Raw genomic sequence first — 22,749 nt, 5'->3', positions numbered from 1 at the left:
AGCTTTGCGACTTTGCGTCTTCGCGGCAAAAAAAACTTACTTCCTAAAAGTCAAAGCCTTCATATATTCTAAATTCATTTTAGCAATTGAAAGCACCGAAATTCCCTGCGGACATTCTATTTCGCAGGCTCTTGTATCGGAGCAAGCTCCAAAACCTTCTTCATCCATTTGTTTAACCATTGAGACAGCACGTTTTGGAGCTTCTAATTCTCCTTGAGGCAAAAGCGCTAAATGTGTTATTTTGGCACCGACAAACAATGCGGCGCTGGCGTTTTTGCAGGAAGCCACACAAGCTCCGCACCCAATGCAGGCAGCGGCATCAAAGGCGGCTTCGGCGGTTTCGTATGAAATCGGAATACTGTTTGCTTCTGGCGCCTGCCCCGTCGAAGCGCCAATAAAACCTCCCGAAGCAATGATCGAATCAAATGCTTTTCGGTCAATTTTTAGATCGCGTAAAACAGGAAAAGCTTTTGCTCGAAAGGGTTCAATATAAATAGTATCTCCATCTTTAAAACTTCTCATATGAAGCTGGCAAGTTGTAGTATTTTTTAAAGGTCCATGAGCGCGTCCGTTTATCATAACGCCGCATTGCCCGCAGATTCCTTCGCGGCAGTCATGATCAAATTCGATCACACGTTCGCCATTTTGAATAAGAGATTCGTTCAAAAGATCCAACATTTCTAGAAACGACATATGTTCTGACACTCCATCAATTTCATAATCTGTCATTTCTCCTTTTGTTGAAGAATTAAACTGCCGCCATATTTTAAGATAAAGTTTCATATATAATTGTTAATTATGAATTGTTAATTATGAATTGTTAATTATGAATGAGTATTGTGAATTAATAATTAACAATTCACAATTAATATTCACCATTTATTTATAGCTTCTGACTGCAAGTTCTACTGATTCAAACGTTAAAGGTTCTTTATGAAGTTCGGGTTTGCTATTTAAACCTTTCCATTCCCAGGCCGATACATAACAGAATTCAGCGTCGTTGCGGACAGCTTCTCCGTCGGCCGTTTGGTATTCTTCTCTAAAGTGTGCACCGCAAGATTCTTCGCGTTGTAAGGCATCGTAACACATTAATTCGGCCAATTCGATATAATCGGCAATTCGACCTGCTTTTTCTAGTTCACTGTTTAAAGTATTATCCCCAGTAATTCTGAGATCTTTTTCAAATGAAGCTTTTAGTTCACGGATTTCAATTAAGGCTTCTTCCAGTTTTTTTCTGCTTCGCGAAAGACCACATTTTTCATATAATAAGCGTCCGATTTTTTTATGGAAATAATCTGCTGAAAGTGTTCCGTTGGTATGTAGAAAGCGATCCAACTGTCGTCTAACTGTTTTCTCAGCTTCCTCAAATGCTGGATGCGAAATATCGGGTTTTTGCAAATTCAATTCGCCTGCTAAATAATTTGGAATGGTGTAAGGCGCAATAAAATAACCGTCAACACAGGCTTGAAGCAACGAATTTGCACCAAGACGATTGGCACCGTGATCGGCAAAATTGGCTTCTCCTAAAGCAAATAAACCAGGAATTGTAGTCATAAGTTCATAATCGACCCAAAGTCCACCCATTGTAAAATGCGCTGAAGGCGAAATCAGCATCGGTTCTTTATAAGCGTTTATGCCTGTAATCTTTTCGTACATGGCAAAAAGATTGCTGTATTTGGCTTCAATTTTATCTTTTCCTTGCGCTTTGATGGCATCAGAAAAATCGAGATAAATAGCATTTTTCATTGGCCCGACGCCATGACCGGCGTCGATTCTTTCTTTTGCCGCTCGTGACGAAATATCTCTTGGCGCCAGATTTCCAAACGAAGGATAACGGCGTTCTAAATAATAATCACGTTCTTCTTCTGGAATAGCATTTGCATTTCGGGCATCTTCCGCTTTTTTAGGAACCCAGATTCTTCCGTCATTTCGAAGTGATTCCGACATTAAAGTCAGTTTAGATTGATTTTCTCCATGTTGTGGCAATGAAGTAGGATGAAACTGAATCCAGCTTACGCCCGCCATATAAGCGCCTTTTTTGTGCGCACGCCAAATGGCAGAACTATTGCACCCCATAGCAAGAGTAGACAGATAATATACTTTTCCGTAACCGCCAGATGCTAATACTATAGCATCTGCAGCATGACGTTCCAAAATTCCGGTTTCGAGATTTCGTGCAATAATGCCTTTGGCTTTGCCATCGATAACAACGAGCTCAAGCATTTCGTGACGAGTATATAAATCAACTTTTCCTAAAGACGCTTGACGTTCCAATGCTTGATAAGCTCCCAATAATAACTGTTGTCCAGTTTGGCCTCTAGCATAAAAAGTTCGAGAAACCTGAACCCCTCCAAAAGATCTGTTGTTTAAATATCCAGCATATTCCCTTGCAAATGGAACTCCCTGTGCAACTGCATGGTCGATAAGATGTGCAGAACATTCGGCTAAACGATAAACATTGGCTTCGCGAGATCTAAAATCGCCACCTTTTATTGTGTCGTAAAACATTCTAAAAGTGCTGTCGCCATCATTTTTGTAGTTTTTGGCAGCATTTACTCCGCCTTGAGCGGCAACAGAATGCGCACGTCGCGGAGAGTCCTGAAAGCAGAAAGATTTTATGTTGTAACCTTGCTCAGCTAGAGAAGCCGCACACGAAGCACCAGCAAGACCCGTTCCGACAACTATAATGTTTAGTTTTTTTCGGTTTGCAGGATTGACCAGTTTGGCTTTAGACTTGTAAAGACTCCATTTATCTGCAAGAGGACCTTCGGGTATTTTTGATTCCATCATTTTTAGTGGTTTAAAATGAATTGATGCAAAAGCTTAAAAGAAACCTGAATTATAATAGATTCTAAATTTACTATAAAAAATGGTATTTTGTAAATAAAAAACTATTTTTTTCCTTATGAATTATGTCTTACCTAGTTCTTTCTTTTTATTACTTATCTGTTGTATAGTTACTTAAAAAAATAAACACAGCTTATTATTAAGCTGTGTTGCTTTTTAAAGAAGTTAATCAAAATTTTACTTGATGAATTTTTCAACGTTTGGAATTTTCTCCAATGATTTAGTGTTTTCTTCGAGAAGTTTAGTGGCTGCTTCATTTATTTTAGTGGCTGGGATTGCTTTCCATTTATCCATATCTTTTTCGTAATCATTTTGAAATAGAAGTCTGGATAAGTCTCTTATCACGCAAAAGGCAGCAATAGAATGACCATTTTCGCTATCATAATTTCCGTTGTCTATAAAGAATTGTAATCTATTATATAAACCATCTGGTGAATACAGCGCTAATTCAGTCAATTTAGCTCGGTATTCTAAATCTGCTGAACCAACCCCTTTTAATTTCGGAAATAACTTATAATCTGCAAAATGCCTGCCTTCATGACCAATATAGCTAACTCTGAACTTTTCTGATTTTAGATCATAAGCTTTCTTTACACAAAATAGAGCATCGCGTTTTGCCCAGCCCGCTGGATAATAACGTCCCAAAGTAGCATATTCGTTCCAACCGAGAGTTACAAAATCATCCATAAAATAAATTTTGATATCTGTTTCTTTTCGGTCATAATTGACTTTGTAAACCGTATCCTTTTCTGTTTTCCAAACTAATAAATCGTATAAGCTTCCCGTTTTTCCGAATCCAGTGCTATGATAGCCTAAGTTAGAAATGTACTTTTTTTGATAGACATCTATACTGTCTTTGTTAAAAGTCAACTTTTGTGATAATGGGAACTCTTTCTTAAGAAATTTGAAAACATTTTTCATTATAAGCGTGTCGTATTTCTTATTGTTATTAAGAAATGATAAGCGCCAATAATCTCTGTATATTTTTAGTAATCCATCAATTTTTGATTTTCGTGTTTCTAGAAAATCGCTTTTATCTTTTTTAAATTTAAAACGTCCTTCAAAGTCCGTTATAAACTTTAAGTCTTTTTTTGATATCTTTTTTGTTGGATCAATTTCTAATAGTGGTAAAGCACGTGTAGGTTTTCCGTCTAATGCGAAAGAATAAATTTTAGCATAATCCAGCTTTATACTGTCATTTTGAACAGATTGACAAGTTATTGTTGAAAAAGAAACAAAATTAAAAATGAGTAGAATAGTAAGTTTCAATATTCTCATAATACTGCGCAGTTTTATTTAATAATAAATCTAGAACTTTCCTCTTGTCAATTTATTATATTTTTGTAGGATATTATTTGTTTTTTTTATTTCTCAATTATCATTGTTAGTCCTTGACCGCCTGCGGCACAGATTGAAATTAACCCTCTTCCAGAGCCCTTTTCATTCAATAATTTTGCCATTACACCAATAATTCTTCCGCCAGTTGCGGCAAATGGGTGAGCAGCTGCCAAACTACTTCCTTTTACATTCAGTTTATTTCTGTCAATCGCGCCTAAAGTTTTCTTTAAACCGATTTCGGCACTTAGTTCTGGACTTTCCCAAATTTTTAAAGTTGCTAAAGTTTGAGCAGCAAAAGCCTCGTGGATTTCATAATAGTCAAAATCTTGCAAGTTTAATTCTGCTTTTTCCAACATTCTTGAAGCAGCAAATAAAGGCGCTAATAGAAGATTTTGTTGATTTTTAACATATTCAATTGCAGCAATTTCTGCGAAAGTAATATAAGCTAAAATAGGAAGTCCTTGTTCTTTTGCCCATTCTTCGCTAGCTAAAAGAACACAAGAAGCTCCGTCTGTTAGCGGCGTTGAATTTCCTGCTGTCAAAGTTCCGTTTACTTTATCAAAAGCGGGACTTAGTTTCGCTAATTTTTCAATTGTGCTGTCTCTTCTAAGATTATTGTCTTTTTCTAAACCATTAAAAGGAGTAATCATATCGTCAAAAAATCCTTCATCATACGCTTTGGCCATATTCAGATGACTTTTTAAAGCAAATTGATCTTGTTCTTCGCGGGAAATTTTATAATACTTTGCAGTAATTTCAGTGTGTCCGCCCATAGAAAGTCCTGTTTGTGATTCTTCGTTTCTAGGAACTAAGGGAGATAAATCTTTTGGACGAAGTTTTAAAAAAGTTTTAATTTTTCCGCCTAGTGATTTTGCTTTTCTTGCTTCTAATAAAATTTTTCGAAGTTTCTCACTTACAGCAATTGGCATATCACTGATAGAATCTACACCGCCAGCAATTCCAGAATCTATTTGTCCTAGAGCAATTTTATTGGCAATATAAATAGCGCTTTCAATTCCAGTATCACAGGCTTGCTGTAAATCGCAAGCAGGAGTTGCAGGATCAAGGCTAGTCTGCATAACACATTCGCGAATCAAATTATTGTCGTAAGTATGTTTGATTACGGCGCCTCCGGCAACTTCGCCCAATAATTTCCCCTTCAGATTGTATTTTTCAATAAGACCATTGAGCGATGCGGTCATCATTTCTTTGTTTCCAACATTAGAATAAGCAGTATTAGCTCTGGCAAAAGGAATTCTGTTATAGCCTACAATGGCAACTTTTCTTATTGTATTTGATTTCATATCAGGAAGTTATTTGCTTTTTGTTTTTGAAATTTAGAAGTATAAAGATAAAAATAGATTTTGGTTTCAGACTTAATGTAGATTAATATTATAAGGAAATAACTGCGAAATAGCTATTTCTAATTTAATTCTTACTGATTTAGTATAATTTGTTGTATTTATTTAGAATGAATTAAAATAATTTGGAAAAGTTGAGATTTGCATATACTTTTGTCGCTCAATTTAAAATCCAAACCAAATGAAAATAATTATTAATCCAAAAGTTTATTTTTTTGCACTGTTTTTGAGTTCATTAAATATAATGGCGCAACAGCTTGGAAATGTAAACGGGAAAGTTTCTTTGAGTGGCAATAAACCCGCAGAAAATATTGCGGTAGCTTTAAAAGGAACAAAATATTCAGATATTACAACTGTTTCAGGACATTATGAAATTAAAAATGTGAAACCAGGAACATATACTATTGTATTAAATGGAGTTGGAATTCAGCCTGTTGAGGATAAAATTGTTGTCAATTCAAAACAAACGACGACTAAGAATTTTTCTCTTTCAGAAAGCCAACAAGATCTTGAAGAAGTGGTAATCAAAAAGAATAAATACAAGCAGGATAAACCTTCATTGTCATTGCGTCTTCAGACTCCAGTTTTAGAAATTCCTCAAAATATACAAATTGTAAGCAGTCAGACTTTAAAAGACCAGCAGATTACGAGTATGAGCGATGGTGTAATCCGTAACGTGAGTGGTGCTGTGCGTTTGGAACACTGGGGAGATTTGTATACGAATATTACAATGAGAGGTTCTCAAATTCAGGCTTTTAGAAACGGATTTAATGTAGTTTCTTCTTTCTGGGGGCCATTAACAGAGGATATGAGTTTTGTAGATCACATTGAGTTTGTAAAAGGTCCAGCAGGATTTATGCTTTCAAGCGGTGATCCAAGTGGATTGTACAATGTGGTGACTAAAAAGCCAACAGGTGTAACAAAAGGAGAGGTAAGTGCTTTGGTTGGAAGTTACGATTTTTATAGAGTAAGTCTTGATCTTGATGGAAAGTTAGACAAAAAAGGAAAATTACTATACAGATTTAATGGAGCTGCGCAAAAGAAAGGATCGCATCGTCCGTTTGAGCATAACGACCGTTATGTGATTGCACCCGTAATTTCATATCAAATTGATGATAAAACAAAAATTACTGCAGAATATAACTTTCAATACGCAAACATGACAGAAGTTGGTTCTTACTATGTTTTCGGACCTAAATCTGATGGGTATGCCACTTTACCGCGTAATTTTACGATGACACAACCAGGATTGCCTGATACTAATATTCAGGATCATAGTGGGTATTTACAGTTTGAGCACAAATTTGACGAAAACTGGAAACTTACAGCTCAAACGTCTTATTTTAAATATATTCAGCAAGGATATAGTTCATGGCCAAGTTTAGTTGGACCAGCTGAAATTGATACGGATGGAGATAAAATTCCAGATGTTTTTCTTGATAAAGGTGATATCATTAGAAATGTTGGTATTTGGGACGCAGAGAGCAATATGTATTTAGGGCAGATCTTTTTGAACGGAAAATTCAGTACTGGAAATGTTTCGCATAAAGTATTGGGTGGAGTAGATTTAGGAAGCAAAGATTATATGGCAGATTGGGGACAATCGCATGATTTAGATACTTATGCAAATCCGTTTAATGTTTACAATCCAAATTATGACACACCAGCAAATGGTCTTCCGCAATTTGATCATGATACACCTTTAAGTCAGAGAGCGGGCGGACTTTACGGTTCGAAATATGCAGCAGGTTATGTTCAAGATGAGCTTGGCTTTTTAGAAAATAGATTAAGATTGACTCTTGCTGCAAGATATACTTGGATTAGCCAAACTAGCAGTTATGATGTGCCACAAGAGGATAGCCACATTACGCCTCGTGCCGGTTTAAGTTATTCTATTACTGATGATTTTGCGGTTTACGGATTATATGATCAAGCTTTTACACCTCAATCGGGTGTTGTAAGAAGTGGTGATATAAAGCCTCTTACAGGAAATAATGTTGAATTTGGACTTAAAAAAGATTGGTTTGACGGTTCTTGGAATACCAGTTTATCAGTTTACAATATCTTAAAGAAGAATGAGTTAACGTCAGATCCTAATAATCAGCCAAATGAACAGTATAAAATTGTTTTGGGTGAAAAAAGAGCTCGTGGTGTTGAGTTTGATTTGAGAGGAAAAATCTTTGACGGCTTAAATCTTATTGCAAATTATGCGTTTACAGAGTCAGTTGTAACTAAAATTGATCCAGATGTTTCTGAAGCTAATGGTATTAAGGTTGGAGATGTTGTGCCTGGTTATGCCAAACATACTGCAAATGCATGGTTAAATTACACGCTTCAGCACGGAAAATTAAAAGGTTTTGGTGCTTCAATCGGAGGAACTTTTCTTGATGGACGCCAAACAGATACTTGGAGTCCAGGAGTTGTAAAACTTCCAACTTACTTTAAATTAGATGGTGGATTGTCTTATGAAACTGGTAAAATTAAAGTTACAGCAAACGTATTCAATATTTTAGATAGATGTCTTTACAGCGGTTCGTACTACGAGTGGTTAAGTGCTTACTACTGGCAGACTGAAGCGCCAAGAAACTTTAGAGTTGGGGTTACTTACAAGTTTTAAAGGGGCTAAGGTTCTAAGGTTTTTAGGTTCAAAGGGACAAAGGTTCAAAGGTTCAGAGGAAGAAAGGTCTTGAAGTATAGCTTTTTTGAATTGCCTCCAGTTTTAACTGGAGGTTTTGTAAATTGAAATTGGAAAGGCTTTAGCCAAACTAGATGAAGTTTGGCTAAAGCCTTTCGTTTTTTGCTATATTTTTCCATCCAGCTTAAGCTGGACGCTATTCATTTTTTTTTAAATCCTTTTAATCTGTGTAATCTGTGGCTTTTTAAAAACAAAGACTTTCCGTCTTAGCGACTTTGCGAGATTAATTATTATGCCTTGCGTATCAAAGGAATCAATTTTGTTCCAATCAATTCTATGGCATTCATTAATTGTTTGTGTGTCAAACCAGCATTATCCATTTGGAAAGTGAATCGGTTCACACCACCTAGCGCTTCGCTGTGTCGCAGAATTTTCTCTGCAGCTCTTTCTGGACTTCCAACAATTAAAACGCCTAAATCATCAATTAAACCGTCAAATTGACCTTTTGTTACAGGAGGCCAACCTCTTTCGTATCCTAATTTAGTCCATAATTCGGCGTACCCTGGGTAATAATCTGCAATAGCATTTTCTGTTGTTGCGCCTACATATCCAGGTGAATGCAAGCCTATTTTTAATTCATTCGGTTTATAGCCTGCGGCTTTTCCAGCTTCACGATATAAATCAATTAAAGGTTTAAAACGATGAGTTTGTCCACCTATAACAGCAACCATTAATGGGAGGCCTAACGAACCAGCTCTTATAAAAGATTCTGGCGTTCCGCCAACTCCAAGCCAAATTGGTAATTTTTCTTGTAAAGCTCTTGGATAAACAGGTAAATTGTTTAAAGCAGGACGAAATTTTCCTTCCCAAGAAACAAATTCATTATCCCTAACTTGAAGAAGAAGTTCTAGTTTTTCTTTAAAAAGAGCATCATAATCTCTCAAATCATATCCAAAAAGGGGATAAGCTTCAATGGCAGATCCTCTCCCTACTACAATTTCAGTTCTTCCTTTAGAAATTAAATCCAAAGTGGCAAAACTCTGATAAACCCTCACTGGATCTGCAGCGCTTAAAACAGTCACGGCACTTGTAAGTCGGATATTTTTTGTTCTTGCCGCTGCTGCACTCAAAATAACAGCTGTCGCAGAATCTAAAAACTCTTTTTTATGATGTTCTCCAATTCCGAAAACATCAAGACCAACCTGATCTGCAAATTCAATTCGCTGCAAAAGCTGTTCCATGGCATCAACACTGCTCAGAGTGTTGTTATCGCCATACATTGCCGAAGCAAAACTGTCTATTCCTATTTCCATAATTTTTTAGCTTTAAGCTTTACGCTATAGGCTGTAAGCATTTTAGAAAGCCTAAAGCTTACGGCTTATAGCCTAGAGCGATATTATTTTTTTGCTTTAGGCAATAGGCTTTAAGCTTTAGGCATTTTTGGAGCGTATAGCTTAAAGCTTATGGCTTACAGCCAATTAATGTGAGAATCCGAATGAAATACTGATAATGATAATCATGATCACAATCAGCGTAATGCCAACGTATAAATAATCTTTTTCTAATAAAAATGAAAACAACGAAAGCAATACACGTAAAACGGGTGTCATGAACAAGAAAATAATTCCTGTAAATATTAACGATTCTCCGTTTCCTTGAATTGCACCATTGTAAATAGCGGTAATTACTTCAAATATATTTCGGTCATTTTCTTTAAAAACAGAATAATCTTCAATTTGGCTGCCGTTGTGAATTAAATATACAATTCCGCCAATAAAAGCAACCGATAATGAAATCCAAACTCCGTAACGAAGCAAGTTTCCTATAATTGTCTGAAAATCTTTTTCTCCAAATTTTTCTTCTTGTACCATATTAGATTTTTCCATTTAGACCGTTATAAATCATGTTTATTGCCAAAACAAAGATCAAGCAGGCAAAAAATATTCTCAATTTCTTCGGATTCGTTCTTACTAAGATTTTTGCTCCGGCCATAGCTCCAAACAAAACTCCAATTACAACCGGCATACAGATTCCAGGTTCGATATATCCTTTTTGAATATAAATTACAGAACTCGCCATTGCTGTAACACCCATCATAAAATTACTTGTAGTTGTCGAAACTTTAAAAGGAACTCGCATAATATTATCCATTGCAATCACTTTAAAAGCCCCAGAACCAATTCCGAGAAGGCCAGACATCATTCCTGCAACTCCCATCATACTGAAACCGCCAATTACGTTTTTGGTTCCGTACTTTACAACTTCACCGTCGTGGGTAGGATACGTTCCTTCTAATTTTAGTTTTTTAGCTAATGGACTAGATTCTAAAACAATGTGTTCTTCTTTTTTTCGAAGCGAATTAATTGCAGAAAAAATTAGAGTCAAACCAAATAAAACGGCTATAAAAGAGGTAGGGGCAATTGTAGAAAGCAATGCTCCGCAAACGGCTCCGATAGTAGTGGCGATTTCGAGAAAAATCCCCATTCGCATGTTGGTAATTCCTTCTTTTACATAAGCAGCGGCAGAGCCCGAAGAAGTGGCGATAACAGAGACTAAAGCAGCTCCAATGGCATAATGAATATCGACACCGAGAATAATCGTAAGAAGCGGAATAATAATGATACCGCCTCCTAAGCCTGATAATGAACCGATAAATCCAGCCAAAAAGGCTCCCAGAATCATAATCAGTGTAAAGGTAAGTATTGTCATTTAAGATATGTTTTTGTAATTGCTAATTTACGAATACATATTTGTTCATGAACTTAAATATACCTTAAAAATGTTTTTAGGGTTTAGTTACAGTCGAAAACTTCTACTAAAAAAGTTCTTATATTTGAAAAAACAATGATTATTAAAAAGAGCAGTATTGAAGAATAAAATTCTCACTTATTCCTTAACGCACCATAAGAGTTTGTTTTCTAATGCAGATCAGAAAGAATATTTCTACGTCCAAACTAGCGAGCATCCTTACATCAGTGAGCCTTATCGTGCAGAAAGTTATGCAATTGAGTTTTTAAGAAAAGGAAGTATAATCATGCAGACTGGACTCGAGAGAAAAGTAGTTCATGCTCCAGCCATTATTACTTTGGGACCATCTGTGATTAGGAGTTTTTCTAAAAATGATGACAAAATTTTAATTGATATTATATTCTTTAAACCGCATTTCTTTCTTGAAAATCAGGCAAATGTATTTTTTCTTGCGCAATATGATTTCTTTGAAAACAGTCATAATCACTTATCTCAGCTTGCAAAAACAGATGAAAATAAGTTTGAACGTGTTTTTAATTTGATTAAAGAAGCATCAGATGGCAAGTCTAAGCATCAAGCTTCTATTTTAAGGAGTTATCTGTATATTTTGATTTATGAGATCGATGCCATTCAGATCGAAAAAGGCGCTACAGAAGTGCAAAACACTTTATATGAAAAATTTAGAAAGCTTCTTTTTAAAGATTTCTTGAATTTTAGAACGGTTAAGCATTATGCCGATGAATTGAATGTAAGTCGAAAATATTTGTCTGAAGTCATTAAAAAACACAGTGGAAAGACTGCGAGTGACTGGATTAGCAAAATGGTGATTCTAGAAGCTAAAGTCCTCTTGCAGAATAAAAAAATGTCAATCAATCAGATAAGTGATTTACTGCATTTTACTGATCAATCTGTTTTTGGAAGATTCTTTAAAAACCGCGAAGGGATTTCGCCTTTAGAATATCGAAAAAAACAAAACGAATAAAATAGGATTTACGACATTTTGCACAATTTTGAAGCCGTATCGCTCTTTTTTCAGACCTATAATCGATAGAATTTTGCTCTCTTATTATAAAAGAAAAGAAATGAGTAAAATTGCAAAATTTGTGGTCATAATTAACGATAATGTCTTTTGGATGGAAGATAAAGCCGTTCAGTTTTATACCAATTTATTTAAGAAAAAAGATTTAGGAGAAAAATATGCAGAACAGCATCTTTCTCAAAAAGAATTGTTTCGAATTCAGAATGATTTTTCGATAGAAATTCTCATGGCATATCTTGGCGAAATTCCTCAATCTTATTTAAAACTAGATTCATCAAGAATATTAAACGAAAATCTAGGAGCGTCAAAAGCAATTAATCTAAGCGAGATTATTTATTTTGATGAAGAAGATTTAACAGCGCTTATTAAACGAGCAGAAGAAATTGCTTATCAGCGAAAACACGATTTAATTTGGGTGCAAACTTTTGCCGTAGATACTGCTTTGATCGATATATTACGATCATTAAATTATGAAGAATTTGGTTTAGAAGAAAGCATGGAAGATCAATTTCCAAAACGAATTTATTTTCGAAAAAAGATGTAAAAAAGATGTTTTTTAAGCTGAATTTTTCGAAGCGATTAACTTTGTCAAAGTTTTAAACTTTGACAAAGTTTCTAGAACGCTTTTATCGAAAACTATATTCTATTGTCAACCGCAAAAGAGGTTTTACCAATATTAGCAAGTAGTAAAGCCGCTGCACAACTTGTCCAAACCGAATAATCTAGAGGTGCTTTTACAGAAACAGAAACCGACATGGCAAAAGCAAAAAAGAACATTAAAACGGTAGTTCCTAAGGCTGCAAGTCTGGTTTTGAAACCAAATAATAGTAGAAGACTCAGTATAACTTCAAAGAAAGTTGCAATTCCTGCAAGAATTTCTGCTGTGGCTCTGTTGGCAAAAGAATTTAGGGTTTGTGTATAGATAACAAAGTTTTCCCAATTTCCCCAGGCGACTGCGTTAGATCCCGGTGCGCCCCAAACTCCAAATCGGTCTGCTACGGCCGAAAGCATTGTGATTCCTAAAACTATTCTTAAAATTAAACCTGCTTCTAATATTGTGATGTTTTTCATTCTATAATTAATTTTTGATTTGAAGATGTTCCAGGTTCTTCTTAACCAAAGTTTTGTTTCCAACTACTTTAAAACCAAGTTTTAAATACAGTTTTTTAGCACTCGGATTGTCTTCCTCAACCAGCAGACCTAAAACCTCTTTATTTTTATGAACGTATTTATCAATCAAAAATTGCAATAATTGAGAACCAATTCCTTTTCCTTGATATTTCGGATTCACGCCTAAAGAATCAATATAATATTCTCCAGCACGAGTTTCAAACTCTGGATCAAATTCAGGATTATGGTGTTTCCTCACATATTCAACTATAGGATTTCTTAATTTTTCAATATCAGCACCATTATAAATGTTTACTGCGCCAATGATTTCGTTATTTTCCTCGGCTACAAAACAGTTTTGATATGAATATTGATTGTTTTCACTTTCAACGAAATGTTGTAGAAAGTCTTTCGCGGAAGCGTAATCTTCTTTTGCAATAAACTTATAGATAATATCTTCCATTGCTAATAATAATATGGGAGCGATATATTTTGAGTCTGATTTTTCGGCTTTTCTTATATTCATAGTGACGTGTTTTTAGCAAATTTAGTCTTTAAAATTATTTCACGCAGATTTTAAAGGATTTGAGCAGATCTTAGCAAATTTTAAATAAAAAATCTGCAGAATCAGCTATAATCTGTAAAATCTGCGTGAAACAAAAAAGACATTGTGCTTAATATATACAAATATACACTCAAAATATACCAATTAAGAGATTTCAACTCGTCTTATATTTGTAGTATAGTTTTAATTTAAACATTAAAAAGAAATGAAAGCAATAGGATTTAAAACATCATTACCCATAGAAAACCCAGAAAGTTTTATCGAATTTGAAGCTGTAAAACCAATCCCTGGACCACACGATTTATTAGTTAAAATTGACGCGATTTCAGTAAATCCAGTTGATTTTAAGATTCGCCAGAATAGCGCGAAAGATACTGTTTTAGAAGCTCCAAAGATCATTGGCTGGGATGCTGTCGGAATCGTTCAAGCTGTTGGACAAGACGTTACTTTGTTTGAAGTAGGAGATTCCGTTTATTATGCTGGAGATATTACCAAACAAGGAAGCAATGCCGAATATCAGATTATTGATGAAAGAATTGTCGGCAGAAAACCGAAATCATTAAGTATTGAAGAATCAGCTGTAATTCCGTTAACGGCTTTAACTGCTTGGGAAATTTTATTTGACAGAATCAGAATTACGGTAGATAAAGACAAAGGAAAATCGATTTTAATTATCGGCGGAGCAGGCGGAGTAGGTTCGATTGCTATTCAATTGGCTAAGAAAATTGCAGGTTTAACTGTTATTGCAACAGCATCGCGTCCTGAAACTATTGAATGGTGCAAACAGCAAGGAGCCGATTTTGTCGTAGATCATAAAGATTTGGTTTCTTCGGTTCGAGAAGCTGGTTTTGAGTACGTGGACTTTATTTTAGATTTCGTAGACACTAACGCTTATTGGGATACAATGGTCGAATTGATAAAACCGCAGGGACATATTGCCTCAATTACAGGAAGCAGCGATCCTGTTGCATTAACCAAATTGAAAAGTAAAAGCGTATCTTTTTCTTGGGAATTGATGTACACGCGTTCTATGTATCAGACGGAAGATATGATTGAACAGCATAATATTTTAAATATTGTAGCAGATTTGTTGGACGATGGCATTCTGAAAACAACTTTAAATACAACCTTAAATGGACTTACAGCTGAAAATCTGAAAAAAGCGCATGAACTTTTGGAGTCAGGCCGAACAATTGGAAAGATTGCCATTACATTTTAAAGCGTAAAATAAGCATTGTGATAGCTTAAAAAGGTTATTTTGAACCGTTTTAAATAATATTGTTTTTAAATAAGAAAATTTTGTATTTTAGTCCGCTTACAAACCCAATTTGGATAAATTTTTAACCTAAAACAAAATTATTTATGATTTCAAAAAACACAGACCTTGGATTATTGCTATTGCGTTTAAGTACTGGTGGACTAATGCTTTTTCACGGTGTTTCTAAACTAATTCACGGAGTTTCGTTCCTTGTAGAAAGCTTGGGCGCATTTGGATATGCAGTTTACATTGGCGAAGTTTTAGCTCCAATTGCCATTTTATTAGGATTTAGAACTAGAATTGCAGCAGTTCTTTTGGCAATAACTTGTGTGGTGGCGGTTGCAACAATGCATAGTCAGGAAATTTTCTCAATTAGTGAGCACGGAGGATATGCTTTAGAATTATTAATGCTGTATTTTTTAGGTGCTCTTGCATTGTTCTTTACTGGAGCGGGGAAATTTGCTGTTTCCAAAAACAATCAGTGGGATTAATTTATAATCACCTATATAATTAAGAAAGCTCTAAGTTTCGATTTAGAGCTTTTTTATTTGAATCCCTTTCATTTTGAAAATCATCGTATCATTTTGATAAGTTTTTACAAATTAACTAAAACTTATTTTTTGTTATTTGTTTTATAATCAGTGGTTTATTTCGGGTTGCGTTGCTGTGGTATGCCTTTTGTTTTTATCTTATAGATGATAAACTAGCCTTTAATTATAAAAGCATTTAAAGAATATGAAAACAAGTAACAAAAGAAATAAAGAAATAACAAAAACGTATTTTTCAAATAAATCTAGACGAAACAAAGATCGATTCGTCAACTTAATGGTATTTACGGTAGTTCTTTTTATCACGGTTATGCTGATCGCTAAAATAGTTTAGTGCCATAGTATGAAAACCATTGAGGATAGGAGAGATGCAACTGTTTTTTCTTCTGATGAAAAAGTTAGTGAATCGTATGATTTCATTATCGAAGAGGCAACGGCTAGGCATATTTTGTATATAAATGAGATTTGTAAAGAAACACTATTATCTGCTAAAGCACGTGGAACTGGCATTTCAGGACGACCACCAGAGTTACTCGAGAAAAAGATGAAAGAAGGTGAAGCCATTATTGCATTTGCGCCAGACGGAAAATGGGCGGGTTTTGCTTTTATATCTTTGTGGGAAAACGGAAAATATGTTTCTAATTCGGGATTAATTGTCGCACCTGAATTTAGAAATACAGGATTGGCAAAAAAAATTAAAATAAAGATCTTCGAACTTAGTCGTAAAAAATACCCAGAAGCGCTTATTTTCAGCCTTACGACAGGTTTAGCCGTTATGAAAATGAACCACGAACTCGGTTTTGAACCCGTAACTTATTCTGAATTACCAAACGATGAACTTTTTTGGGAAAACTGCAAAAGCTGTATCAATTGTCCAATATTATTAAGTAAGGAAAGAAAAAACTGTTTGTGTACTGCTATGCTTTATGACCCTAAGAGAAAGAATATTTCAGATTCATTAGAATAAAGCTGAAAAATGCTTTTTTATGCTATTTTTGCTCTCAAATTATTCCAATAAGTTACCAAAATAGCAATGAAATCTTTATCAGCACTTATCTTTTTTATTCTCTCTTTTTCTATTAATGCACAATCTTTAAACGGTATTGTAAATGATTCTGACGGAAAAGCATCATCAGAAGTTTTAATTCGAAATCTAAATTCAAAAGCACATGCTCACACCGATGCAAACGGAAAATTTACTTTAGAAGATGTACAGGTAAATGATAGTTTGGTTATTACTAAAAAAGGATTTTCAACTCAAAAAATAAAACTAGCTTCTTTAGATTTTCTGACTATTTCATTACAAGAAAAGCCATTTTTACTGGAAGAAGTTAAGATTGGCAATAATCTAAAATATCTGAATACCATTTCTAAAATCGATTTTGAAATTCAGCCTATTTCAAATTCTCAGGACTTATTGCGAAAAGTCCCAGGGCTTTTCATAGGTCAGCATGCGGGTGGAGGAAAAGCAGAACAGATCTTTTTAAGAGGTTTTGACTGCGATCACGGAACCGATATTAACATCACCGTAGACGGAATGCCGGTAAATATGGTTTCACACGCACACGGACAAGGCTATTCTGATTTGCATTTTGTGATTCCAGAAACAGTCGATAATATTGATTTTGATAAAGGTGCTTATTTTGTAGATAAAGGCGATTTTACAACTGCAGGATATGTTGGTTTTAATACCAAAAATGCTTTGCAGAATAGTTCTATTTCTTTTGAAGGCGGACAGTTTGATACTTTTCGTACTGTGGCAATGTTTAATTTATTGAACAAAGAAAACCAGTCGGCTTATTTTGCGGGAGAATACATGATGACCGATGGTTATTTTGATGCTCCTCAGAACTTTAACCGAATTAATTTGTTTGGAAAATACAATACTAAAATGGAAAATGGAGATCGTTTGGCTATCTCGGTTTCGCATTTTAAAAGCCAATGGGATGCGAGTGGACAGATTCCAGATCGTGCTGTAAACGACGGAACAATTTCGCATTTCGGAGCGATCGATTCAAATGAAGGCGGAAATACAGACAGAACCAATTTCAATCTGCAGTATGATGCAAAAATTGATGAAAATACACATATCAAAAGCAGCGCATATTTAAGCAAATATGATTTTGAACTGTATTCTAATTTTACTTTTTTCTTGAATGATCCTTTAAACGGCGATCAAATCAAACAGAAAGAAAACAGAACTATTGTAGGTTTTCAATCTGAATACGATCAGAAATTAAATGAAAAATGGCGTTTTAAATTAGGCGCTGGACTTCGAAACGATAATAATAAAGATGTAGAATTATCGCATACTCTAAACAGAAAGACAGTTTTAGATTATTTGAGTTTAGGAACGGTAAATCAGACCAATTTATTTACGTATTCAAGTCTTGATTTTACGTCTGGAAAATGGCTGGTAAATGGAGGATTGCGTTTGGATTATTTCAAATTTGGGTACGAAGATCAATTGGCTGCAACTTACAGCAATCAGACGCAGACCAAAGCAATTGTGAGCCCAAAACTGAACTTTTTGTATACTCAAAATGACAAATTGAACTATTTCCTAAAATTAGGAAAAGGGTTTCACAGCAATGATACACGTGTAGTAGTGGCGCAAAAAGGTGAAAAAATCCTTCCAGAAACATACGGTGCAGATTTAGGTTTAAACTGGAAACCATTTCCAAGAATGATTATCAATTCAGCTCTTTGGTATTTATATCTAGCTCAGGAATTTGTTTACGTAGGCGACGAAGCAGTTGTTGAACCAAGCGGAAAAACAGAAAGAAAAGGCTTCGATTTTGGTTTCAGATATCAATTGACCAATTGGTTATTCTGGAATACCGATTACACGTACACACATGCAAGAGCAATAGACGAACCAAAAGGTAATGATTATCTGCCATTGGCTCCGAAAAATACTTTAATGAACGGAATTTCGGTAAAAGATTTAAAAGGTTTCTCAGGAAGCATTAGAACCCGTTTCTTAGGAGATAGGCCAGCAAATGAAGACAATTCGGTTGTGGCAAAAGGGTATTGCATTACCGATTTCTCTGTAAATTATCAGATTAAGAAAGTTTCGATTGGCATAAACATCGACAATATTTTCAACACCAAATGGAAAGAAACACAATTCTTAACCGAATCAAGACTAGCAAACGAAACCGATCCTGTTGAAGAAATTCATTTTACAGCAGGAACGCCGTTTAATGCGCGTTTGATTTTGAAATATATGTGGTAGAAATTAGTCAATGTGTCAATTAGAAAATTAGATAATGTTAGTAATTGGATAATTATCTAATGACACATTGCCACATTACTTATTCGCATTGATGTATTCCGAAGGCGACATATTAAAATGCTTTTGGAAATTTCGCCCAAAGCTAGTTTGCGACTTGTAACCGACCATTTCTGCGATTTCGTACATTTTATAGTTTTCGTTTAGCAGTAACTCCGCAGCCCTTTTTAATCGCACGATATTGATTAATTCGTTCGGACTCAGATTTGTAATGTCTTTAATTTTTCGGTATAAAGTCGAACGGCTCATATTCATGATTTCGGCAAGCGATTCTACGCTTAAATCCTGATCAGTAATGTTTTTAAGAATTTCGTCGTCCAGTTTTTTCAGGAATTTTTCGTCGGTTTTGTTGTGAGCAATGCTTTTAATGTGCGAAAGTGGAGAACTCGCATAATAGTTCATAATCTGTCTACGGTTTTCAATCAAGTTGTTCGCTTGAACTTTCAGATAATCCATAGAAAAAGGTTTCGCCACATAAGCGTCTGCACCAACTTCAAGTCCGTCGATTTGTGATTTTAGTGAGTTTTTGGCTGTCAATAAAATAACAGGAATATGACTCGTTTCAAGATTGGTTTTGATCTTTTTACACATCGTAAATCCGTCCATAACAGGCATTGTCACATCTGAAATTACCAATTGGATGTTTTCATTATGAATAATTTTGATGGCCTCTTCGCCATTTTCGGCCTTTAAAACAGTATAAGTTCCAGCCAATTCAGTGGTGATAAAACTCAAAAGATCTTCATTGTCTTCGACTACCAAAACCTGCGCTTTTTCATTTTTGATTTCAACTGTTTCTTTTGGAGTTTCAGTTTCTGTCTGTTCTTTTTCAGAATCGGCATACAGCATAAATTCTTCTTCTTGATGTAGCGGAACAACCAATTCGAAGATATTGTAATTTGCATCTTCAATCAATTCTAAACTTCCGTTATGCAATTGCGCCAAAGAATGCGCCAGCGAAAGTCCGATGCCTGTTCCAGAAGCCGTACTGCTGTCATCAACTCTGAAAAACGGTTCGAAAATTTTATTCTTCAAATGGATTGGAATCACATTTCCGTCATTTTTTACAATCAAATGCAATTTCTTTTCATCTCTGAACAATGAGATAGAGACTTTTTTGTTTGAATATTTAATAGCGTTGTTGATCAAATTGCTCAGAATTTTTTTGAAAGCTTCTTTATCAACAAACGCATGAATGTCTTTTTCGCCTAATTCCAAGTCAAATTCAAGTTCGCGTTCTTCAATTAATTGGCTGAATCTTAAATGGAAATTTCGAACCATCGAAGAAATATTCGCTTCGACGAAAGTCAGTTTCAAACCGCCAATTTCCGATTTTCTAAAATCAAGCAATTCATTTACCAATTTCAATAAACGAGATGTATTTTTCTTCATAATCGAAAGATGCTGCGGCACTTCTTCCGATTCGTATTTCATTCCCAAAAGCTTTTCCAGCGGACCTTTAATCAATGTTAAAGGCGTTCTGATTTCATGCGCGACATTCGTAAAAAAGTCAATTTTAGCCTGATAGATTTCTTTTTCTTTTTCGTCGTTTAAGTGCTTTATTTTGCGGTTATTCTTAATCTGAGTCAGATTTTGAGAATAACGGATAATGTAATACAATCCGGCACAGAACAAAATAAAGTACAAGATATACGCATAATTGCTGGCATAAAACGGAGGCAGAATGGTAATTTTGAGTTTTACTTCTTTACTCCAAACTCCAAAACTATTCAATGATTTTACTTTAAAAACATAGTTGCCAGGAGCCAGTTCGGTAAAGAAAACTTTGTTGTTCCTTCCTAAATAAACCCAGTCATTGTTTACGTTTTCGAGCTGAAACCAATATTCGGTCAATTCTGGCGCGGTATAATTTAAAGACGCAAATTCGAGATTAAAAGTTGACTGATTGTTGTTGAGTTCTAGTTCATCCAAAAACGAAATAGACTGCGAAATAGGAGAGTCAGGACTGTTTACCTCGATATCCTTATTATTAATTTGAAGATTGGTAATGTAAATAAAAGGCGTGTATTTGTTTTTGCTGAAATGCTTCGGATTAAAACTGATCATTCCGTTTAGATTTCCAAAATACATATCGCCGTTTGCATCTTTAAAAGCCGAATTGTAATTGAACTGATCGCTCAATAATCCGTTTGCGGTGGTGAAAATCTTGATGGTTTTGTGGTCTGGACCAAATTTCACCAAACCTTTAGAAGTAGTCAACCACAGATTTTTTGAATCGTCTTCCAGAATAGAGTAGAAGACATTGCTTGGCATTCCGTTACTAGTAGTAAATTTGGTAAAAGTGTGGTTTTGTCTGTTTACGAGATTCAATCCGTTTTCGGTTGCAATCCATAAGTTTTTCGAAGAATCTTCAAAAATCGCATTGATGGTATTATTGCTTATTCCTTTCGGATTTTTATAATCATACGTAAAAACCTCTTTTTTCTTCGTTTTCGGATTATAAAACAGCAATCCGTCGCGATAACTTCCTGCCCAAAGATTCCCGTCGCTGTCTTCTTTCATGTTCGTATAATGATACGTTTCTGGAAAGAATTTCAGAATTTCAAAATTATCTGCTTGTTCGTTATAGCGATAAAGTCCCGATGTTGTAACGACAATCAAATCATTATTTTTCATTTCATAAAAAGAAAAAATGAAATTGCTATGCAGTCCGCTTTTGCCATCATTTGCACTGTAATGCTTTAGAATTGCACCCGAATTTCGATCTAAAACATCCAAACCATGCTCAAAAGTTCCAACCCAGATTTTGTCTTTTCTGGGCATTAAAGCGTGAATATTATAATAAGAAACATTATAAGAAGTAAATTTCTGCGTTTTTGGATTAAAACGATTTACGCCTGCATCTTCCGTACCGATCCATAAATCGCCGTGATCGTCTTTATGAATTTCTCGAACTGCGCTTCCGCTAATGGAGTTTTGATTATTCTGCGGAAAGTACTTTTTAAACTGCGTGTATTGTTTCTGATGGTAATTGACACCGCCAAAATATGTCCCGATCCAGATTCCGTTCTCTTTGTCGATTGTGATTGAATAAGCTGCATTATCTGAAATCGCATAAGGATCGTTGTAGTTTTTCTTAAGATTTACAGCGGTTTTAGTTTTTAGATTATAGACATAAACGCCAGATTCGCTTGCAATCCAAAGTTCATTGTTTCCTTTTTTTCTGAATTGACGAACGAAAACCGGTTCTTTTATTCCAAATTGCAATTCAGATGTCGTTTTGTTTTTTCTATTATATAGGAGTACGCCGTGGTCTTGTGTTCCAATTACAATATTTTCAGAATCGACAGCATAAATAACGGTGATTCTAAAATTGGCTTTATTGGCAGGCGGATTTAAAGGAATATTTTCAAAAGAAAGATTTTCTTCAGAGTAATGATAGATTTTATTGAGAGAAGAAGCCCAGATTTCTCCTTTATAATCCTTCGTTATCGAAGTGGTAATGAAATATTTGTTCGGATTGAAAGTGGTTGTTTGTTGCTTTTTTGGTGCATACTTATACAAAATGTTGCCAGAAACAAACCAAATGTTGTCTTTTTGGTCGTGATTGATGTCATTGATACGATCATTTATAGCTTCATTCAAAATCGTAAAGCGATCCAGTTTTTTATCGTAATGGTATAAACCTTTATCGGTTCCTACCCAAATCGTGCCGTTATGTTCATGCAATGATTGTATATAGTTGCTTCCTAAACTATGTACAGGATCTCCGTTGCTTCTATAGGTTTTAAAACGATAGCCATCAAAACGATTAAGACCATCTTTAGTTCCAAACCACATAAAACCATCATTATCCTGAATAGAGGTTAATACGGTATTGTTAGAAAGGCCTTCTTCGACCTGAAAATGTTTAAAATAATAGTCTTGTGCATTCGAAAAATTTATCGAAAAAAAGCTGAAATATAAAAAAAGAAAGAATTTACGCATAGTTGTGTTTTTTAGACTAAAATCTAGATTTCTGCAAATCGTCTCAATATTCTACAA

The 22,749-nt window shown here is 35.0% G+C and carries 17 protein-coding genes; 7 read left to right on the top strand and 10 right to left on the bottom strand.

Features of this window, described 5'->3' with window-relative positions:
* Window positions 1-36: 36 nt before the first annotated feature.
* From ABXT06_RS15020 to ABXT06_RS15005, 4 genes are all read right to left on the bottom strand, one after another.
* Complete coding sequence (locus ABXT06_RS15020) at window positions 37-783, bottom strand: succinate dehydrogenase/fumarate reductase iron-sulfur subunit (RefSeq protein WP_354591473.1); 747 nt, start codon at window positions 781-783, stop codon at window positions 37-39.
* Window positions 784-879: 96 nt separating this feature from the next.
* On the bottom strand, window positions 880-2,790 hold the full coding sequence (locus tag ABXT06_RS15015) for a fumarate reductase/succinate dehydrogenase flavoprotein subunit (RefSeq protein WP_354591472.1): 1,911 nt from the start codon (window positions 2,788-2,790) through the stop codon (window positions 880-882).
* A gap of 234 nt (window positions 2,791-3,024) precedes the next feature.
* Complete coding sequence (locus tag ABXT06_RS15010; RefSeq protein WP_354591471.1) at window positions 3,025-4,125, bottom strand: hypothetical protein; 1,101 nt, start codon at window positions 4,123-4,125, stop codon at window positions 3,025-3,027.
* 86 nt (window positions 4,126-4,211) lie between these two features.
* Window positions 4,212-5,489, bottom strand: coding sequence for an acetyl-CoA C-acetyltransferase (locus ABXT06_RS15005; RefSeq protein WP_354591470.1), 1,278 nt, complete (start codon window positions 5,487-5,489; stop codon window positions 4,212-4,214).
* Between the two features lie 238 nt (window positions 5,490-5,727).
* Here ABXT06_RS15005 and ABXT06_RS15000 point away from each other — a divergent pair, with 238 nt between their 5' ends.
* Window positions 5,728-8,163: a TonB-dependent siderophore receptor gene (locus ABXT06_RS15000; RefSeq protein WP_354591469.1), complete on the top strand. Its 2,436-nt coding sequence runs from the start codon at window positions 5,728-5,730 to the stop codon at window positions 8,161-8,163.
* Window positions 8,164-8,471: 308 nt separating this feature from the next.
* On the opposite strand, the gene ABXT06_RS14995 is transcribed toward ABXT06_RS15000, so the two are convergent.
* From ABXT06_RS14995 to ABXT06_RS14985, 3 genes are all read right to left on the bottom strand, one after another.
* Window positions 8,472-9,494: an LLM class flavin-dependent oxidoreductase gene (locus tag ABXT06_RS14995; protein WP_354591468.1), complete on the bottom strand. Its 1,023-nt coding sequence runs from the start codon at window positions 9,492-9,494 to the stop codon at window positions 8,472-8,474.
* A 165-nt stretch (window positions 9,495-9,659) separates the two neighbouring features.
* Complete coding sequence (locus tag ABXT06_RS14990; RefSeq protein ID WP_095927569.1) at window positions 9,660-10,067, bottom strand: DUF1634 domain-containing protein; 408 nt, start codon at window positions 10,065-10,067, stop codon at window positions 9,660-9,662.
* Window positions 10,054-10,890 carry a sulfite exporter TauE/SafE family protein gene (locus ABXT06_RS14985; protein WP_198855974.1) on the bottom strand — a complete coding sequence of 279 codons (837 nt, stop codon included), beginning with the start codon at window positions 10,888-10,890 and terminating at the stop codon, window positions 10,054-10,056. The genes ABXT06_RS14990 and ABXT06_RS14985 overlap by 14 nt, the downstream gene beginning before the upstream one ends.
* Window positions 10,891-11,047: 157 nt before the next feature.
* Here ABXT06_RS14985 and ABXT06_RS14980 point away from each other — a divergent pair, with 157 nt between their 5' ends.
* Entirely contained in the window at window positions 11,048-11,911 is an 864-nt protein-coding gene (locus tag ABXT06_RS14980; RefSeq protein ID WP_354591467.1) for a helix-turn-helix domain-containing protein, read from the top strand.
* A gap of 100 nt (window positions 11,912-12,011) precedes the next feature.
* Window positions 12,012-12,512: a hypothetical protein gene (locus ABXT06_RS14975; protein ID WP_354591466.1), complete on the top strand. Its 501-nt coding sequence runs from the start codon at window positions 12,012-12,014 to the stop codon at window positions 12,510-12,512.
* A gap of 92 nt (window positions 12,513-12,604) precedes the next feature.
* On the opposite strand, the gene ABXT06_RS14970 is transcribed toward ABXT06_RS14975, so the two are convergent.
* Together ABXT06_RS14970 and ABXT06_RS14965 are read right to left on the bottom strand one after the other, a co-directional pair.
* Entirely contained in the window at window positions 12,605-13,039 is a 435-nt protein-coding gene (locus tag ABXT06_RS14970; RefSeq protein WP_354591465.1) for a DoxX family protein, read from the bottom strand.
* Window positions 13,040-13,046: 7 nt separating this feature from the next.
* On the bottom strand, window positions 13,047-13,604 hold the full coding sequence (locus ABXT06_RS14965) for a GNAT family N-acetyltransferase (protein WP_202001791.1): 558 nt from the start codon (window positions 13,602-13,604) through the stop codon (window positions 13,047-13,049).
* 244 nt (window positions 13,605-13,848) lie between these two features.
* Here ABXT06_RS14965 and ABXT06_RS14960 point away from each other — a divergent pair, with 244 nt between their 5' ends.
* The 4 genes from ABXT06_RS14960 (at window position 13,849) to ABXT06_RS14945 (ending at window position 18,687) form a co-directional block, all read left to right on the top strand.
* Entirely contained in the window at window positions 13,849-14,862 is a 1,014-nt protein-coding gene (locus tag ABXT06_RS14960) for a zinc-binding alcohol dehydrogenase family protein (protein WP_354591464.1), read from the top strand.
* 143 nt (window positions 14,863-15,005) lie between these two features.
* Window positions 15,006-15,392 (top strand): DoxX family protein, encoded by a 387-nt coding sequence (locus ABXT06_RS14955; RefSeq protein WP_354591463.1) that lies wholly within the window; start codon window positions 15,006-15,008, stop codon window positions 15,390-15,392.
* 400 nt (window positions 15,393-15,792) lie between these two features.
* Entirely contained in the window at window positions 15,793-16,416 is a 624-nt protein-coding gene (locus tag ABXT06_RS14950; protein ID WP_354591462.1) for a GNAT family N-acetyltransferase, read from the top strand.
* 66 nt (window positions 16,417-16,482) lie between these two features.
* Complete coding sequence (locus ABXT06_RS14945; RefSeq protein ID WP_354591461.1) at window positions 16,483-18,687, top strand: TonB-dependent receptor; 2,205 nt, start codon at window positions 16,483-16,485, stop codon at window positions 18,685-18,687.
* Between the two features lie 75 nt (window positions 18,688-18,762).
* Here ABXT06_RS14945 and ABXT06_RS14940 read toward each other — a convergent pair whose 3' ends face one another.
* Complete coding sequence (locus tag ABXT06_RS14940; RefSeq protein WP_354591460.1) at window positions 18,763-22,692, bottom strand: hybrid sensor histidine kinase/response regulator transcription factor; 3,930 nt, start codon at window positions 22,690-22,692, stop codon at window positions 18,763-18,765.
* Between the last annotated feature and the right edge of the window lie 57 nt (window positions 22,693-22,749).

This window comes from Flavobacterium sp. UW10123, assembly GCF_040538975.1.
Classification (GTDB): Bacteria; Bacteroidota; Bacteroidia; order Flavobacteriales; family Flavobacteriaceae; genus Flavobacterium.
This window is presented reverse-complemented; position numbering and strand designations above follow the sequence as displayed.